Consider the following 16,370-nt stretch of genomic DNA (forward strand, 5'->3'; position numbering starts at 1 on the left):
GAGGGGCCTTCTTCGTCACCGCGTCGGGGTCGAGCCGTTCGGTTGCTGCGGCCCGGGGCCGGGGCTCTGCCAGCCCCACATCGTCTCCGTGCCGTGTTCCACCTGCGGTGCCACGCCATCGGTGAACGGCTCGATCTGCAGCAGGCGTCCCCACGACCGGCCGGACCGGTCGCCCTCCAGGAAGCTCGGCACCTCGGGCTGGTCGGCCAGCTCCTCGATCCACCCGTTCGGCCCGCCGCCGATGTTGTCCGCCACCCCGGCCTCCGCGGCCAGATCGCCCGCGGTGATGCGGTACGCCGGGATCTGCGAGATGCCGTCGTGCGAGGCGACCGGGTTCATGCACGGGTACACGAACGCCGCGGGCCAGTCCATGTAGACCGGGGCGCTGCCGACCCGCTGCGTCAGCGTGGTGAACGTCGGCACGCGCGGGGCGCTCACCGCGACCCAGCCGTCACCGGTGATGTCGTCGTCCTTGGCCACCACGCGCACCCGGTTGACGTCCGCGGGCAGGTCGCCGATGTCCAGCCGCTCGTCGGCCCACTTCGTCTCGTCCGTCGTCGCTCCGGTGCCGACGTTCGGCGCCAGCACGGTGGTCGACCGGACCACCTCGACACCGGCCGGGGTGTCCTTGCCGAACTCCAGCGCCACGCTCGTCGCCTTGCCCGGGGGCGCCGCGGCGGCGATCGTCACCTGCGCACCGGCGTGCTGGTCCGGCAGCGCGTACCAGTCGGTGCGCAGCCGGCCGGTCGCCGAGCCCTCGTGGTAGCTGCTCCACATCGGCACGGTCGCCGTGGTGAAGCCGTGCGGCGGTGCGTTCAGCGGGTCGTCGTCGCCGTTGCCGTCGGTGTGGAAGCCCGCCGAGGTCTTCTCGTTGCCCTCGTCCTCGGGCCGCGGCAGCGTCGAGTTCTCCTGCGCCGGCGTCCGGGCCGGCACGGTCACCGCGGACACCGGCTTCAGCATGCTCGACACCGGGTCCTGCTCGACCATCACGCGATCGGACAGGTTGCAGCTCTTGCCGAACAGGTGGTCCACGTTCGCCGCGGCGAGGCTGTAGCTACCCGTCGACATCTGCTTCTGGATCGACTTCGCCATGCTGGCGACCTCGAACACCACGACCGCGCCGCACACCACGACCAGCGACGTCGCGCCCAGCCGCAGCGCACGCCCGCGCCGCTCCTGCACCGGCGGCGGCGCACCCGGCCGCTGCATGCGCACGTTCTCCACGAACGCGAACACCGCCGCCACCGCCGCGGCCGCCAGCAGCGCGGTGGACAGGTGCCAGCCCTTGATCGACGGCGCCTTGTCCCACCACGGCACCCCGAGGCTGGACACGAACCAGTACGCGTTCGGGCCGGTCGCCGCCAGCGCGGCCACCACCAGCAGCCCGGCGGTGAACGCCGCGCGGTTGCGCCGCGACCGCAGCACCGTCGAACTCGTCGCCAGCGCGGTCAGCGCCGCCATCGCCGCCCCGACACCGGCGAACGCGCCGAAGTGGTGCGTCCACTTGGTCGGGGTCAGGGCCAGCAGCAGGAAGAACAGCGCCACGGTGCCGATCAGCCGCCGGGCCGGGCCCAGGGCCGCGCCCTGGATGCGGCCGCGCCGCAGCAGCACCACCAGGCAGGTGCCGGTGCACAGGATCAGCAGCAGCACCGGGAACCGGCGGGTCAGCGCGCCGTCCGCGCTGCTTTCGAACAGCAGCTCGTAGCGCGACAGCTCCTCGTACCAGGACTTGTTGGGGCCGACCGAGCCGCGCAGGCGGGTCGCCTCCATCACCGTGGAGAACGTCTGGTCGGCGAACACCACGATCAGCACGATGAACCCGGCCGCCGCGATCGGCGCCAGCACCGCGAGCCAGCCGGAGTCGCGGGCGCGGCTGCGCAGCAGGTGGAACAGCGGCTTCGCGGCGACCAGGAACGCCACCACGTCGATCAGCGCGGTCGGCGTCGCGGCCAGCGCGAACGCGGCCCCGATCAGGCCCAGGCACAGCGGCAGCAGGCGCCGCGTGACCAGCGCGCGCTCCACGGCGCACAGCGCGATCAGCGAGCCCAGCGCGGCCCACGGCTCGGGGCGGACACCGTTGTTGAACGGCAGCCACCACACCAGGAACACCACGGCCGCGGCCCAGCCCGCCGCCGGGCTGATCCGGACCTCCTTGCCCAGCCGCGGCAGCACCTCACGCGAGATCAGCAGCCAGCTCAGGACGCCGAGCAGGAACGACGGCAGCCGGATCCACGGCGGCACCGTGGACAGCGTCGCCATCAGCTCGTAGATGTGGTCGTTCCACCCGAACGGCGCCTCCGCGACGCCGAACCAGCGGTGGTAGTTGGTCAGGTAGCCGACCTGGTCGGCGACCCGGGCCATGGTCAGGATGTAGCCGTCGTCGGAGGTGACCGGCCCGATGAACACCCACGCGCCGAGCACGCCGAAGACGGTGACGTCCCGTTTGGTGAGCTTCCACCAGCCGATCGGGGCCCACCGCGGCGCGCGGCGCGCGGTGCCCGAGTCCAGCCGGTTGACCGCGATGAGGCAGCCGATCAGCGACAGCAGGGCGAACACGCCGACGCCGACCTTCAGCCCGGTGGGGGAGGACTGGTAGCGGGTGTCCGGGGTGATGCCGACCGACAGGCCCGCGATCGGGTCCCGGGCCGACGAGATGTCCGTGTAGATGCCCAGCACGCGCGGCCGGGCGTCGCCGCTGGAGTCGTAGACCGGGGTGCCGGCCACCGACAGGGTGGTGTGCGTGGCGGTCGAACTCACCCGCACGTCGCACCCGGTGGCGGGCAGCGGCTGGCGCGCGACCTGCTGGCCGCGGCTGGTGGCGGTGAGCAGGCCGTCCTGGACGTTGAGCTGCATCCCGGCGCCGTTGCCCGCGCGGGCCGGCGGCACGGTGGAGAACAGCAGCCCCGCGCCCGCGGTGCGGCCGTCCAGGGACTGGATCGTCGCGCACGGCAGGGCCACCTGCAGGTCCTGCGCCCAGTAGCCGACGAGCGGGGCGTTCACCGGGCGGGTGTCGCTGCCCGCCGGCCACACGATCTTCGCCGTGTCCTGGACGACCGGCATCAACGGGTAGGCGACCGCGCAGCCCGCGGCGAACAGACCCAGTACGACGGCGAGCAGCCGCCACAAGAACGTGCGAGGTCGCTCCGGTGAGGTGCTCTCCGACGCGCCCCGCTGGTCCGGGTCGGCCGCCTCATCCGGTGCGACAGTAGGTGTCCTGCTGGCCATCCACATTGGGAGAACGCTATCGCGATGCTTCCTCGCGCTCGCTTCGGGATGGGGGTGTGCCGAACCGCTCACGGTGCGTCGCCGCCGCCAGCGGCCGCCGCCTCCGCCAGCCGTGCCGCTCCAGGTCCGGAATCTCCTGGAGTTCGCTCACCGGGCCGAGGCAGAGCCAGGCGACCGGCCGCACTCCGGCCGGGATGCCGAGCAGGTCACGCAGGAAATCCTCGCGGTAGAAGCTGACCCAGCCCACGCCCAGGCCCTCGGCGGTGGCGGCGAGCCAGAGGTTCTGGATCGCCAGGCACACCGAGTACAGGCCGGCGTCGGCGATCGCGTGACGGCCGAGCACGTCCGGCGCGCCGCGGCTTTCGTCGTAGGTCACCACCACGCCGAGCGTCGCGGAGAGGATGCCCTCGATCTTGATCGGGGCGAACGTCTCGCGGCGCTGCGCGGGCAGCGACGCGGCGAACACCTCTCGCTCGGCGAGGACGTGATCGCGGAACGCGGTGCGGGTCCGGGTGCTTTCGACGAGCACGAAATCCCACGGCTGGGTGAGGCCGACGCTGGGCGCGGAGTGCGCGGCCTCCAGGATGCGGGCCAGCACGTCGTCGTCGATGGGCTCGCCCGTGAACTCCGCCCGCACGTCCCGCCGTCGCCGCAGGACCTCGTAGAACTCCTCGATCATGCGTCCAGGATCGCCGACACCCAGCGCAGCGCGGCATCCACGTCCGCGACGGTGTGCGCCGGCGGCCGCGGCGGGCGCCGCACGACGACCACCGGCACACCCTCCTGACGGGCCGCGACGAGCTTCGCGGTGGTCATGTCGCCGCCGCTGTCCTTGGTGACCAGCACGTCGATGCGGTGCTCGCGCAGCAGCGCGGTCTCGCCCTCGACGGTGTAGGGGCCGCGGTCGAGCAGGACGTCCAGGCGCGGCGGCAGCGGCGGTTCCGGCGGGTCGACGCAGCGGGCCAGGAAGTACGGCCGCGTGCAGCGCGCGAAGGCGGACAGGCCCTGGCGGCCGCTGGTGAGGAAGATCCGGTCGCCCAGCCGTTCGGCCACCGTCGCGGCCTCGTCGAGGGTGTCCACCCAGTGCCAGTCGTCGCCCGGGCCCTGCTGCCAGCCGGGGCGCTGCAGGCGCAGCAGCGGGACGCCCGCCTGGCTCGTGGCCGTTGCCGCGGACGCGCCGATGCGTTCGGCGAACGGGTGTGTGGCGTCCACCACGGCGGCGGTGCCGTGCTCGGTCAGCCACCGCGCGAGGCCGTCCGGTCCGCCGAAGCCGCCGACGCGCACTTCGCCGGCCGGCAGGCGCGGGTTGGCGACGCGTCCGGCCAGCGACGACGTGACCTCGTCGGTGCGGTCGACGGGCCCGGCGGCCAGCGCGCGGGCCTCACCGGTGCCTCCGAGCACGAGTACTTGCGTCACGCCAGCCATACTGCCTGGTGATGAGGTACGGGTGGACCACCGGAGCGTGTGCGACCGCGGCCACCACGGCCGCGTACACCGCGCTGCTCACCGGCGAGTTCCCGGACCCGGTGGAGGTGGAGCTGCCGCAGGGCCGGCGCCCGGCGTTCGCGCTGGCCACCGAGCGCCTGGACGCGGATTCGGCGACGGCCGGGGTGATCAAGGACGCGGGCGACGACCCGGACGTGACGCACGGCGCGCTGATCCTGTCCACGGTGCGTCGTGGCGAGCCGGGCAGCGGGGTGACGTTCCGCGCCGGGGTCGGCGTGGGCACGGTGACGTTGCCGGGGCTGCCGCTGCCGGTGGGCGAGCCGGCGATCAACCCGGTGCCGCGGCGGCTGATGACCGAGGCGGTGCGGCGGGTGGCGGCCGCGTTCGGCGATTCCGGGGACGTCGTGGTGGAGATCTCCGTGCCCGAGGGGGAGGAGCTGGCGCGGCAGACGTGGAACCCGCGGCTGGGGATCATCGGTGGCTTGTCGATCCTCGGCACGACCGGGGTGGTCGTGCCGTACTCGTGCTCGGCGTGGATCGACAGCATCCGGCGCGGGGTCGATGTGGCGCGGGCGCTGGGGCATTCGCACGTGGCCGGTGCGACGGGCAGCACGTCGGAGCGGGTGGTCGCGCAGCGGTACGGGTTGCCGGAGACGGCGCTGCTGGACATGGGCGACTTCGCGGGCGCGGTGCTCAAGTACGTGAAGCGCCATCCCGTGCAGCGCCTGACGATCGCGGGCGGGTTCGCGAAGATGTCGAAGCTCGCGGCCGGGCACCTGGACCTGCACTCGAAGCGGTCGCAGGTGGACCTGGCGCTGCTGGCCTCGCTCGCGCCCGAGGGGCTCGCCGGCCGGATCCAGTCGGCGAACACGGCGCTGCACGCGCTGCAGTTGTCGCAGGAGGCGGGCTTCCCGATCGGCGACGTGGTGGCCGACCGGGCACGCGCGTTCGCGGCATCGGTGCTGGACCCGGCGCCGGTGGCGGTGGCCGTGCTGGTGATCGACCGCGCCGGGACCGTGGTGGGGGTCAGCGAACCGCCGAGGGGTGCGGGTAGCTGACGGCGGTCGCCAGCCCAGCGGAACTCCCCGTCGGCGACGAGTTGGCGCAGGTCCGTGTGCCCGGCGAGGCGGCCGGCCTCGAACGCGCCGAGCACGGTCCCGAGGGTCGCCGGTTGCTGCCGCATCGTCCAGCCCGCGGAGTCGAGCAGCTGACCGACCGCCCGGACCGCTTCGTGCCGCACGGCCAGGTGCGTCAGCAGCGGCCAGTCCATCCGGAACTTCGCTGTGGCGCCGTCCACGAGCATGCCCTGCAGGACCGCTTCGAACGTCGCCTCGGCATGGCGCACCAGGTCGCGGTCCGGACGGTCGGCGATCGTGGCGTTGCCGGGCATCGCTTCGAGGACGGCAACCCGTTCGGCGGTGGGCGGGGTGGGTGTCGTAGGGGCTCGCGGCGCTGCTGGGTGTGGCCCGGATGAGGGCGAGCTTTCGCTGGTTCTCCGGATCGGCGAGGAGCGCGTCGAACCCCGCCGACCGGCTGTCCATCGCCAGCTCCTGCCGCCGCCCGGAACGGGGCGGGAGGAGCACGTCGTGGCGAGCGGTGAATCGTGGCGGCAACCGCCTTTTTCTAATCGATACCCGGATTCGGGACGGTCCGGATCTTCTCCGACCGGTCCCGCGCCGCCGAGTACAGGTAGCTGTCCGGGAACTTCTCGGCCGCCAGCACGCGGCCCACGAAGATCACCGCCGCGCGGTCGATTCCCGCGGCGCGCACCTCCGGCGCGATGCCGGACAGCGTGCCGCGCAGGATGCGTTGCCCCGGCTGGCTCGCGCAGTGCACCACGGCCACCGGGCAGTCGGCGCCGTAGTGCGGGAGCAGTTCCGCCACCACCTGCTCGATCCGGTTGACCGCCAGGTGCACGGCCAGCGTCGTGCCGGTGGCGGCGAAGTTCGCCAGCGTCTCGCCCGCCGGCATGGCCGTCGAGCGGGCCTGGACTCGCGTGATGACCAGGCTCTGCCCGATCGTCGGCACCGTCAGTTCGCGGCCCAGCTCCGCGGCCGCCTCGACGAACGCCGGCACCCCGGGCACCACCTGGTACGGCACACCGGCCGCGTCGAGGCGGCGCATCTGCTCGGCCACCGCGCTGTAGATCGACGGGTCGCCCGAGCACAGCCGCGCCACGTCGTGGCCCGCGCGGTCTGCCGCGACCAGCTCGCCGACGATCTGGTCCAGCGACAGGTCCGCCGTGTCGATCCGCCGCGCGTCCGCGGGGCAGTGGGCGAGCAGGTCCGGCGGGGTGAGGCTGCCGGGGTACAGGCACACGCCGCAGCGCGCCAGGAGGTCGCGCCCGCGCACGGTGATCAGGTCCGCCGCGCCGGGCCCGGCGCCGATGAAGAACACGGTCATTTCACGAAACTCCATTGCGTCACGGTCCGGGCGGGGGTCCAGCCGGTGAACCCGCCGAGCGGGGCGGCGTGTTCGACGGCGATCCGGATCAGCTCGCCGTCGTGCCGCCGGTACGCGCTCGCCAGGACCTGCTCCGATTCCAGCGTCACCGCGTGCGCGACCAGCCGCCCGCCGGGCCGCAGCGCCGCCAGGCAGGCGTCCAGCGACGCCAGCCCGCCGCCGACGAACACCGCGTCGGGCGCGGGCAGGTCCGCCAGCACCTCCGGCGCCGCACCCGTCACCACCCGCAGTTCGGGCACCCCCAGCCGGTCCGCGTTGCGCTGGATGCGTACGGCCCGTCCGGCACTGCGCTCGACGGCGATCGCGCGGTTCGCCGGATGCGCCCGCGACCACTCGATCCCGACGCTCCCCGCGCCCGCGCCCACGTCCCACAGCAGCTCACCGGCCACCGGCGCGAGCCGGGCGAGCGCGCACGCCCGCAGGTCCCGCTTGGTGATCTGCCCGTCGTGTTCGAACGCGTCGTCGGGCAGCCCGGGCAGCGTCGGCAACGCCGGGCCCGCGCACTCGACCGCCACGACGTTCAACGGATCCCCAGCCGGGTGTGACCAGTCTCGCACGAAGCCTTCGACGCGGCGTTCGGCCGGACCGCCGAGCTGCTCCAGCACCGTGAGCTTGCTCTCGCCGAAACCCCTTGCCACCAACACCTGCGCCAGTTGCGCGGGCGTGCCGCCGTCGGAGCTGAGCACCACCAGCCGCGCCCCCGGCGCGAGCGCCCGGCTCACCCGGTGCACGCTGCGCCCGACGACGCTGACCACCTCGGTCTCCTCCGCCGACCAGCCCATCCGTGCCCGCGCCAGCGCCACCGACGACACCGCGGGCACGATCCGCACGGAGTCCGCGCCGAACCGCCTGACCAGCGTCGTCCCGATGCCGGACAGCAGCGGATCGCCGCTGGCCAGCACGCCGATCCGGCGCCCGGCGTGCTCGGCGAACAGGCCGTCCAGCGCGGGCAGCAGCGGGCTCGGCCACGGCACCTTGTCCACGTCGAGCGGCACCAGGTCCAGCTGCCGGCGGCCGCCGAACAGCACCTCGGCCGCCGCGATCTCGGCGCGCGCGGGCTCGGTCAGCCCGGCCCACCCGTCGGCCGGGACACCCACAACGACGATCCTCACGGGGGGAGACCGTATGCGATGATCCTGGCGACGGTCGCCGCAGGAACCCGGTGCGACTCCGGGGCGGTCCCGCCACTGTGACCGGCCCGCGGGCCGGGAGCCAGAGCTTCGGTGGCCGTTACGTGCTCTGAGCACGTGCCCTGTTCAGGCGGGCGAGGACACCCGCGCGTGGCGAAGGAGTTCGCTTGAGGCCGTATCCGTTCACCGCCGTCGTCGGGATGCCGGACCTCCGGCTCGGACTGGTGCTCTCGGCGATCTCCCCGGCCATCGGCGGCGTGCTGGTGCGTGGCGAGAAGGGCACCGCGAAGTCGACGATGGTGCGCGCGCTGGCCGGCCTGCTGCCCGAGGTCGGCGTCGTCGAGGGGTGCCGCTTCTCGTGCGACCCCGCCGCGCCCGACCCGGACTGCCCGGACGCCCCGCACGACACCCGCGCCGCGCGGCGTCCCGCCCGGCTGGTCGAGCTGCCGGTGGGGGCGGCCGAGGACCGCGTGATCGGCTCGCTCAACCTGGAACGCGCGCTGACCGAGGGCGTCACCGACTTCCAGCCCGGCCTGCTCGCCGCCGCGCACCGCGGCCTGCTCTACGTCGACGAGGTCAACCTGCTGCACGACCACCTGGTCGACACGCTGCTCGACGCGGCGGCGATGGGCCGCGCGACGGTCGAGCGCGAGGGCGTGTCGGTGTCGCACGCGGCGCGGTTCGTGCTGATCGGCACCATGAACCCGGAGGAGGGCGAGCTGCGGCCCCAGCTGGTCGACCGGTTCGGCCTCACCGTCGAGGTGGCCGCGAGCCGCGATCCGGAGCAGCGCGCCGAGGTGATCCGCCGCCGGCTGGCCTACGAGGCCGATCCGGACTCCTTCGCCGCCCGCTACGCCGACGACGACGCCCAGCTCGCGGCCGAGATCGCGGCCGCGCAGAAGCTCCTGCCGTCGGTCGAGCTGACCGACGAAGCGCTGCGGCAGATCGCCGAGGTGTGCGCGGCCTTCGAGGTGGACGGGATGCGCGCGGACATCGTCACCGCCCGCACCGCGGTCGCCCACGCGGCGTGGAGCGGGCGCACCGAGGTGTCCACAGAGGACATCCGCGTCGCGGCGCGGCTCGCGTTGCCGCACCGGCGCCGCCGCAACCCGTTCGACGCGCCGGGCATCGACGAGGAACAGCTGGAGCAGGCGTTGCGCGACGCCGAGCCGCCCGAGGACCCGGGCCCGCCGGACGACGACGGCCCCGGCTCCGGCTCCGATGCCCCGGCGGAAACCCCGCAGGGGTCGCAGCACGACAGCGGCGGTGGTCCGGGCGGCGGCGGGAGCGAGCAGCAGTCCGTCGGCGCGGGAAAGCCCTATCGCGCCAGGATGTTCAGCGTCGCCGGTCTCGGCGAAGGGGCGCACGGCAAGCGATCCCGCGCGGTGACCGACGCCGGACGGACCATCGGCGTCCGGCCGCCCGGCACGCGCGCGGGGCGGCCGCACCTGGTCGCGACCGTGCGGGCCGCCGCGCCGCACCAGAAAACCCGCGGGCGCGACGGCGCGGGCCTGGTGCTGCGCCCCGGCGACCTGCGGTTCGCGCTGCGCGAGGGCCGCGAGGGCAACCTCGTGTTGTTCTGCGTCGACGCGTCCGGCTCGATGGGCGCGAAGTCGCGGATGCGCGAGGTGAAGGCCGCGGTCCTGTCCCTGCTGCTGGACGCCTACCAGCGGCGGGACAAGGTCGGGCTGGTCACCTTCCGCGCCGGTGCCGCGGAGCTGGCGTTGCCGCCGACCGTCAGCGTCGAGGCCGCCGCCGTGCGGCTGGAGGCGCTGCCGACCGGTGGGCGGACGCCGCTGGCGGAAGGACTGCTGGAGGCCGCGCGGGTGCTGCGGGTCGAGGCGGTGCGTGACCCGCGTCGCCGTCCGCTGCTGGTCGTGGTCACCGACGGACGGGCCACCAGCGGCGCGGACGCGGTCGAGCGCTCGCAGCGGGCCGCCGAGATGCTGGCCGGCGCGGGAATCGCGTCCGTGGTGATGGACTGCGAGGCCGGGCGGATGCGCCTGGGTCTCGCGGCGGAACTGGCCGCGCGGCTGGGCGGCGAGCACGTGCCGCTGGGCGAGGTCGCCGCCGACGAGCTGGCCACCGAGGTGCGCAGGAGGGCTGCCTGATGCCGCAGGGGAAACCGCTGGTCGTACCCGACGACGGGCTCACCACCCGCCAGCGCCGCAACCGGCCGTTGCTGGCCGTGCACACCGGTGAGATGAAGGGCAAGTCGACCGCCGCGTTCGGGATGGCGCTGCGGGCGTGGAACCAGGGCTGGTCGATCGGCGTGTTCCAGTTCGTCAAGTCGGCGAAGTGGAAGGTGGGCGAGGAGAACGCGTTCCGCGCGCTGGGTGCCCTGCACGAGAGCAGCGGCCAGGGCGGGCCCGTCGAGTGGCACAAGATGGGCGAGGGCTGGAGCTGGTCGCGCAAGCCCGGGTCCGACGAGGACCACGCCGCCAACGCGCGCGAGGGCTGGGCGGAGATCAAGCGCCGCCTCGCCGAGGGGCGCCACGACTTCTACGTGCTGGACGAGTTCACCTACCCGCTGCACTGGGGCTGGATCGACACCGCCGAGGTGGTCGCCGCGCTGCGCGACCGGCCGGGCCGTCAGCACGTCGTGATCACCGGCCGGAACGCCCCGGAGGAGCTGATCGAGGCCGCCGACCTGGTCACCCGCATGACGAAGGTCAAGCACCCGATGGACACCGGGCAAAAGGGCCAGCGGGGCATCGAATGGTGAACCGCGTCGTCATCGCCGCGCCCGCGTCCGGGCACGGCAAGACGACGATCGCCACCGGGCTCATGGCCGCGCTGCGGGCGCGTGGGCTGACGGTGTCCGGGCACAAGGTCGGGCCGGATTTCATCGATCCGGGCTACCACTCGCTCGCCACCGGCCGGCCGCCGCGGAATCTCGATCCGTTCCTGCAGGGCGAGGACCTGCTGGCGCCGTTGCTGCGGCACGGTTCCGCGGGCGCGGACATCGCGGTGATCGAAGGCGTGATGGGGCTGTTCGACGGGCAGCTCGGCACCGAGGGCTACGCGTCGACGGCGCACGTCGCGCGGCTGATCGGCGCGCCGGTGGTGCTCGTGGTGGACGCGTCCGCGGCGAGCCGCAGCGTCGCGGCGATGGTGCTCGGGTTCGCGCACTTCGAGCCGGGCGTGCAGATCGCCGGGGTGATCCTCAACAAGCTGGGGTCGCCGCGGCACGAGGAGGAGATCCGCGCGGCCCTGGTGCGCACCGGGATTCCGGTGCTGGGCGCGTTGCGGCGCAGCGACGACATCCACGCGCCGAGCCGTCACCTCGGGCTGGTGCCGGCGGCCGAGCGGGACGCCGAGTCGCGGGAGCTGTTGCCGAAGCTGGCCGCGTGGGTGTCCGACGGGGTGGATCTGGAGGCGATCGTGCGGGTGGCGCGGTCGGCTCCGTCTCTGACTGCGCCGGCGTGGGAGCCGACGGGGTCGTACTCGGGGCCGCGGCGGGTGGTGGCGGCGGCCGCGGGGCCGGCGTTCACGTTCCGGTACACCGAGACGGTGGAGTTGCTGGCGGCGTCCGGTGTGGACGTCGTGGACCTGGATCCGTTGCACGACAAGGCGTTGCCCGAGGGGTGCGCCGGGTTGTACTTCGGGGGCGGGTTCCCCGAGGTGCACGTCGAGGACCTGTCGGCGAACGCGCCGCTGCGCGAGGAGCTGGCCGCGGCGATCCGGCGCGGGATGCCGGTGGTGGCCGAGTGCGCCGGGTTGCTGTACCTGTGCCGGGAGCTGGACGGGCTGCCGATGGTCGGGGCGCTGGACGCCTCGGCGGTGATGACCCGGCGGGGCGCGCTGGGGTACCGCACGGCTTCCGCCGTGCAGGACCACCTGCTGGCCCGGGCCGGGGAGCGGGTGACCGGGCACGAGTTCCACCGGACCGTGGTGACGCCCACCGCCATCGCGGTGGCGGCGTGGGAGTGGGACGGCGCCGCGGAGGGGTTCGCCTCGCCCACGCTGCACGCGTCCTACCTGCACGTCCACTGGGCCGGGCATCCCGCGCTGGCGCGGCGGTTCGCGGCGGCGGTGCACGCGCATGGCTGACTACGACCTGCACCACCACGGGGATCGCGAGGTCGGGGACGGCCTGGTGGACCTGGCGGTGAACGTGCGGCTGCCGGCGCCACCGGCGTGGCTGCGCGCCGAACTGGCCGCGGCGCTGGATGACCTGGCCGCGTATCCCTCGGTTGACGCGGCTGCCCAGGCGGTGGCCGCGCGGCACGGCCGGGAAGTGCCGGACGTGCTGGTTACGGCCGGCGCGGCGGAGGCGTTCACCTTGCTGGCCAACGCGTTGCGGCCGCGGCACGCGGTGGTCGTGCACCCGCAGTTCACCGAGCCGGAGGCGGCGTTGCGCGCGGCGGGGCACGCGGTGGACCGGGTCGTACTGTCCGCTTCGGACGGTTTCGCGCTCGGACCGGTACCCGCGGACGCGGATCTGGTGTTCGTCGGCAACCCCACCAATCCGACGTCGGTGCTGCATCCGGCGGCGGCGTTGCGTGCGCTGGTGCGGCCGGGCCGGATTCTGGTGGTGGACGAGGCGTTCCTGGACGCGGTGCCGGGTGAGCCGGAAAGCCTGGCGGGGGAACGGCTTCCGGGCGTGGTGGTGATCCGCAGCCTGACGAAGACGTGGGGGATCGCGGGCCTGCGCGCCGGGTACGTGCTGGCCGAACCGTCCGTTGTGGAGGCGCTGCGGGCCGTGCAGCCCCCGTGGTCGGTGTCGACGCTCGCCGCGCGGGCTGTGGTCACCTGCAGCCGCCCATCCGCTCTGGACGAGGCGGACAAGCTGGCGGTGCGGGCGGAGCAGGACCGGGAGTACCTGGTCAGCGGGCTGCGCTCGCTGGGCGTCGAGGTGGCCGGCACGCCGCGGGGCCCGTTCGTGCTGGTGCGGATCCCCGGCGCGGCCGAGCTACGCCTGCGCCTGCGGGAAGCCGGCTACGCCCTCCGCCGGGGCGACACGTTCCCCGGCCTGGACGGGGACTGGCTCCGCATCGCCGTGCGGGACCCGGCGGTGACCGACGGCTTCCTGGACGCGCTACGGCGTCTGCGCTGAGGGATCACTCGCGCTGAGTCATCGTGGGATGACGAACATGTGTTGGACTCATTGATCGCGGTCAAGCAGGCTTCCAGGCGTGGTCACCCAGGAAGTCCGCCCGGTCTGGGTGTCACCGTGGGCGTCGCCGGGCTGATGGTCACCCTGCAGGGCGTGTCGGCCGGGCTGGGCGTGCCGTTCCTCGTCGCCTGGACCCGGCGGGCCGACCGGCGCGTCCTGCTGTCCGCGCTGCTCGCGGTGCTGGTGATGGGGTTCGCCAGCGGCGTGTTCTGGGCGATCGGCGTGAGCATGGCGATGCGCATCGTGCCGGAACGCCAGGCGAGCCGGGCGGCCGCGATCGTGATGTCCGGCTCCATCGCGACCGTCGCCGGGATTCCACTCGGCACGGTCGTGGAGAGCCTCACCGACTGGCGGACCACGTTCCTCGTCTGGGCCGGGCTGAGCGCAGGTCAACCTGACGCTCGCGGCCGGGCCGGAGACGTTCGAGGCCGCGATGCCGCTCAACACCATGGCCTACAACACGTCCATCGCGCTGGGGGCGTTGTTCGGCGGGTTGTTCGCCGACCACCTGGGGGTCACCAGCGTCGTCTGGTTCGGGGCGGTGCTGACGGCGGCCGCGCTGCTCCTCGTGTTACGGCGCGAGCGCTAGCCAGCTCGCGGCGGCGGCGAACTCCACGCAGGCGCCGAGCACGTCCCCGGTGATGCCGCCCAGCCGGGTGGTGCAGCGCCACAACACGAGGCCCGCCGCGAGGACGGCCGCCGCCACCGCGAGTGGGCCCCGCCACCACTCCAGGCCGGGGGCGAGCGTGGCCAGCCCGGCGGCGGCGCAGAGTGTCGCGGCCGTCCACAGCGGACGGATGCTCCCGGCAACCGTGGCGCCCAGGCCCTCGGGGCGCGCGGAGGGCACCCCGCGCGTGCAGCACAGCGCCAGCACCCAGCGGCTCGCGAGCGTGCCGGCCACCGCCGCCGTCACCCCGTGCCCCGCGGAGATCGCGCCGCCGAGTGCTCCACATTGGATGATCAGGACGAGGACCAGCGTGGCGACGCCGGTGGGCCCGGAATCGCCGCGGCGCATGATCTCCAGCGCGCGGGTGCGGTCGAAGGACGCGCCGAGACCGTCGGCGGTGTCGGCCAGGCCGTCCAGGTGCAGCCCCCGGCTGGCCAGACCCACCGCGCCGACCGCCAGGCCGGCCACGGCCAGCACGGGCAGCCCGAGTGCGTCGCCGGCCAGGACGACCAGCCCGGCCAGGACCGCGAGCGGCACGGCGGCCAGGGGCGCCAGCAGCATCGCCCCGGCCGCCACCCGCCGGTCGATGACGCGCGGCGCGGGCACCGGGAGCGCGGTCAGGGTGCCCAGCGCCATCCGCAGCGCGTCGGAAACCCGGTCAGGCAAGGTCGGCCAGCAGACCCATGTCCGCGATGATCGCCCGCGCCGCGCGCAGCGTCGGGATCGCCTGGACCGCCCCGCTGCCCTCGCCGAGACGCAAGCCGAGGTCCAGGATCGGCGTCAGCCCGAGCGCCTTCAGCGCGAACGCCTGCGACGGCTCGGTCGACCGGTGCCCGGCCAGCCACCACCGCGCGGCCTCCGGCGCGATCTCCGCCGCCACCACCGCGGCCGCGCCGGAGAACACGCCGTCCAGCAACACCGGCACCCCGCGCACGGCGCCCTGCACCAGGAACCCGGCCGTCGCGGCGGCGCAGGCGCTGCCCAGCGCCGTCAGCAGCTCGAACGGGTCCGCCACGCGCGCGCCCGCCCGCTCGACCCCGGCCCGCACCACGGCCACCTTCCGCGCCCGCCCGGCCTCGTCCACGCCCGTCCCGGTGCCGACGACCTCCTCGGCGGGCACCCCGAGGGCCGCGGCGACCAGGGCCGCCGCCACCGTCGTGTTGCCGATGCCCATGTCACCCGGGATGAGCAGGTCCGCCCCGTCGTCCACCTCGGCGTCGGCGACCCGGCGGCCCACCTCGAAGGCCCGGCGAGCCTCGCCCGGCGCCAGCGCGTCCTCGACCTCGATCGACCCCGAGCCGCGCCGGACCTTCCACGCGCGCACCTCCGCGGGCACGTCCGACAGGTCGTCGTCCACCGCGATGTCCAGCACCCGGACTCCCGCGCCGGCCTCGCGGGCCAGCACGTTCACCCCGCTCTTGCCGGCCAGGAACACCCGCACCATCGCCGCGGTCACCTCGCGCGGGTACGCCGACAGCCGGCTCACCCCGTGGTCCCCGGCGAACACGACCACCCGCGGCCGCTCGATCGGCGGCGGCGGGACCTGCCCGGACGCGGCGCACAGCCACGCGGCCAGCTCCTCCAGCCGCCCCAGCGCGCCGACCGGCTTGACCAGCGCGTCCAACCGCTCCAGCGCGGTGGCGTGCGCGGCCGCGTCGGGCGCCGGGATGTCGAATCCGGTCACAGCAGAGCCCTTTCGCCGAGGTGCAGGACGCGCCCCGCGACCACCAGCTGGACGCTGTCCGCCTGGGCCGCGACGCGGTCGTTGAGCGCCCCCAGCACATCACGGAACAACCGCCCGGAGGCTGTCGCGGGCACCACACCCATGCCGACCTCGTTCGTCACCGCCACGATCGGCACGTGCGCGTCCCGCCACGCGTCGAGGAACTCCTCCATGCGCTCGTCCAGCCGCAGCTCCCAGCCCTGCTTGGCCTCCCACGCGCCGACGTCGCCGAGCACGCGCGTGACCCAGGTGCCCAGGCAGTCGATCAGCAGCGGCCGCGACGCCTTCCGGACCGTCGTGGCGAGGTCACCGGTCTCCACCGTGCGCCAGTTCGCCGGTCTGCGGGCCTGGTGCAGCGCGATCCGCGCCGCCCATTCGGGATCGTCGCCGCTGGGCACCGGGCCCGGCGCGACGTAGACGACTTCGGGATGGCGGGCCATCAGACGCTCGGCGTGGCGCGACTTGCCCGAGCGAACCCCGCCCAGGACCAGCACCTTCACCTCGTCGTCCCCGTACCGGCGGAGCAGCCGGGCGGCGGCCTCCAGTGAGGCGGCCAGCCGCTGGGTCAGCTTGGTCATACCCGGCATTCTCGTGCAC

At 74.4% G+C, this 16,370-nt stretch carries 15 protein-coding genes and 1 riboswitch; of the genes, 6 read left to right on the forward strand and 9 right to left on the reverse strand.

Annotation, left to right across the window (positions count from 1 at the left end):
• Nucleotides 1-15: 15 nt before the first annotated feature.
• Genes D0D28_RS11995 through D0D28_RS12005 form a run of 3 tightly spaced genes read right to left on the reverse strand, consistent with a single transcriptional unit; the run spans nucleotide 16 to nucleotide 4,650 of the window.
• On the reverse strand, nucleotides 16-3,225 hold the full coding sequence (locus D0D28_RS11995) for an arabinosyltransferase domain-containing protein (protein ID WP_116110684.1): 3,210 nt from the start codon (nucleotides 3,223-3,225) through the stop codon (nucleotides 16-18).
• A 16-nt stretch (nucleotides 3,226-3,241) separates the two neighbouring features.
• Complete coding sequence (bluB, locus tag D0D28_RS12000; protein WP_094006226.1) at nucleotides 3,242-3,904, reverse strand: 5,6-dimethylbenzimidazole synthase; 663 nt, start codon at nucleotides 3,902-3,904, stop codon at nucleotides 3,242-3,244.
• A complete protein-coding gene (locus D0D28_RS12005) occupies nucleotides 3,901-4,650 on the reverse strand; it encodes a cobalt-precorrin-6A reductase (protein ID WP_240323184.1) in 750 nt (249 codons plus the stop codon). Before D0D28_RS12005 ends, bluB begins: the two co-directional genes overlap by 4 nt.
• An 11-nt stretch (nucleotides 4,651-4,661) precedes the next feature.
• On the opposite strand from D0D28_RS12005, the gene D0D28_RS12010 reads away from it, so the two are divergent.
• Entirely contained in the window at nucleotides 4,662-5,729 is a 1,068-nt protein-coding gene (locus tag D0D28_RS12010; protein ID WP_116110639.1) for a cobalt-precorrin-5B (C(1))-methyltransferase, read from the forward strand.
• A 565-nt stretch (nucleotides 5,730-6,294) separates the two neighbouring features.
• On the opposite strand, the gene cobM is transcribed toward D0D28_RS12010, so the two are convergent.
• Nucleotides 6,295-7,074 carry a precorrin-4 C(11)-methyltransferase gene (cobM, locus tag D0D28_RS12015; protein ID WP_116110640.1) on the reverse strand — a complete coding sequence of 260 codons (780 nt, stop codon included), beginning with the start codon at nucleotides 7,072-7,074 and terminating at the stop codon, nucleotides 6,295-6,297.
• The gene (cbiE, locus tag D0D28_RS12020) at nucleotides 7,071-8,231 is read right to left on the reverse strand and encodes a precorrin-6y C5,15-methyltransferase (decarboxylating) subunit CbiE (RefSeq protein WP_116110641.1); all 1,161 of its coding nucleotides are present in this window, start codon (nucleotides 8,229-8,231) and stop codon (nucleotides 7,071-7,073) included. Before cbiE ends, cobM begins: the two co-directional genes overlap by 4 nt.
• 57 nt (nucleotides 8,232-8,288) lie before the next feature.
• Nucleotides 8,289-8,348, forward strand: a riboswitch (cobalamin riboswitch).
• Between the two features lie 83 nt (nucleotides 8,349-8,431).
• Here cbiE and D0D28_RS12025 point away from each other — a divergent pair.
• From D0D28_RS12025 to cobC, 4 genes are read left to right on the forward strand one after another with little or no spacing between them, the layout of a single operon-like run.
• Complete coding sequence (locus D0D28_RS12025; protein ID WP_116110642.1) at nucleotides 8,432-10,375, forward strand: putative cobaltochelatase; 1,944 nt, start codon at nucleotides 8,432-8,434, stop codon at nucleotides 10,373-10,375.
• Nucleotides 10,375-10,989: a cob(I)yrinic acid a,c-diamide adenosyltransferase gene (gene cobO / locus D0D28_RS12030; RefSeq protein WP_116110643.1), complete on the forward strand. Its 615-nt coding sequence runs from the start codon at nucleotides 10,375-10,377 to the stop codon at nucleotides 10,987-10,989. The genes D0D28_RS12025 and cobO overlap by 1 nt, the downstream gene beginning before the upstream one ends.
• Nucleotides 10,983-12,317 (forward strand): cobyrinate a,c-diamide synthase, encoded by a 1,335-nt coding sequence (locus D0D28_RS12035; protein WP_116110644.1) that lies wholly within the window; start codon nucleotides 10,983-10,985, stop codon nucleotides 12,315-12,317. The genes cobO and D0D28_RS12035 overlap by 7 nt, the downstream gene beginning before the upstream one ends.
• Complete coding sequence (gene cobC / locus D0D28_RS12040; protein WP_116110645.1) at nucleotides 12,310-13,323, forward strand: Rv2231c family pyridoxal phosphate-dependent protein CobC; 1,014 nt, start codon at nucleotides 12,310-12,312, stop codon at nucleotides 13,321-13,323. The genes D0D28_RS12035 and cobC overlap by 8 nt, the downstream gene beginning before the upstream one ends.
• Nucleotides 13,324-13,406: 83 nt before the next feature.
• Here cobC and D0D28_RS36715 read toward each other — a convergent pair whose 3' ends face one another.
• Nucleotides 13,407-13,727 (reverse strand): hypothetical protein, encoded by a 321-nt coding sequence (locus D0D28_RS36715; protein WP_240323186.1) that lies wholly within the window; start codon nucleotides 13,725-13,727, stop codon nucleotides 13,407-13,409.
• A gap of 89 nt (nucleotides 13,728-13,816) precedes the next feature.
• Between D0D28_RS36715 and D0D28_RS36720 the strand changes: the two genes are divergently transcribed.
• Nucleotides 13,817-13,972 carry a hypothetical protein gene (locus D0D28_RS36720; RefSeq protein WP_240323187.1) on the forward strand — a complete coding sequence of 52 codons (156 nt, stop codon included), beginning with the start codon at nucleotides 13,817-13,819 and terminating at the stop codon, nucleotides 13,970-13,972.
• Here D0D28_RS36720 and D0D28_RS12050 read toward each other — a convergent pair.
• From D0D28_RS12050 to cobU, 3 genes are read right to left on the reverse strand one after another with little or no spacing between them, the layout of a single operon-like run.
• Entirely contained in the window at nucleotides 13,955-14,686 is a 732-nt protein-coding gene (locus D0D28_RS12050; RefSeq protein ID WP_094006235.1) for an adenosylcobinamide-GDP ribazoletransferase, read from the reverse strand. The genes D0D28_RS36720 and D0D28_RS12050 overlap by 18 nt on opposite strands.
• Before the next feature lie 22 nt (nucleotides 14,687-14,708).
• Nucleotides 14,709-15,734, reverse strand: a complete 1,026-nt coding sequence (gene cobT / locus D0D28_RS12055; protein ID WP_116110646.1) for a nicotinate-nucleotide--dimethylbenzimidazole phosphoribosyltransferase — start codon at nucleotides 15,732-15,734, stop codon at nucleotides 14,709-14,711.
• Nucleotides 15,731-16,351, reverse strand: a complete 621-nt coding sequence (gene cobU / locus D0D28_RS12060) for a bifunctional adenosylcobinamide kinase/adenosylcobinamide-phosphate guanylyltransferase (protein ID WP_094006237.1) — start codon at nucleotides 16,349-16,351, stop codon at nucleotides 15,731-15,733. Before cobU ends, cobT begins: the two co-directional genes overlap by 4 nt.
• Nucleotides 16,352-16,370 lie beyond the last annotated feature (19 nt).

It is taken from the genome of Amycolatopsis ruanii (assembly GCF_003385175.1).
Taxonomy (GTDB): Bacteria; Actinomycetota; Actinomycetes; order Mycobacteriales; family Pseudonocardiaceae; genus Amycolatopsis_E; species Amycolatopsis_E thermalba.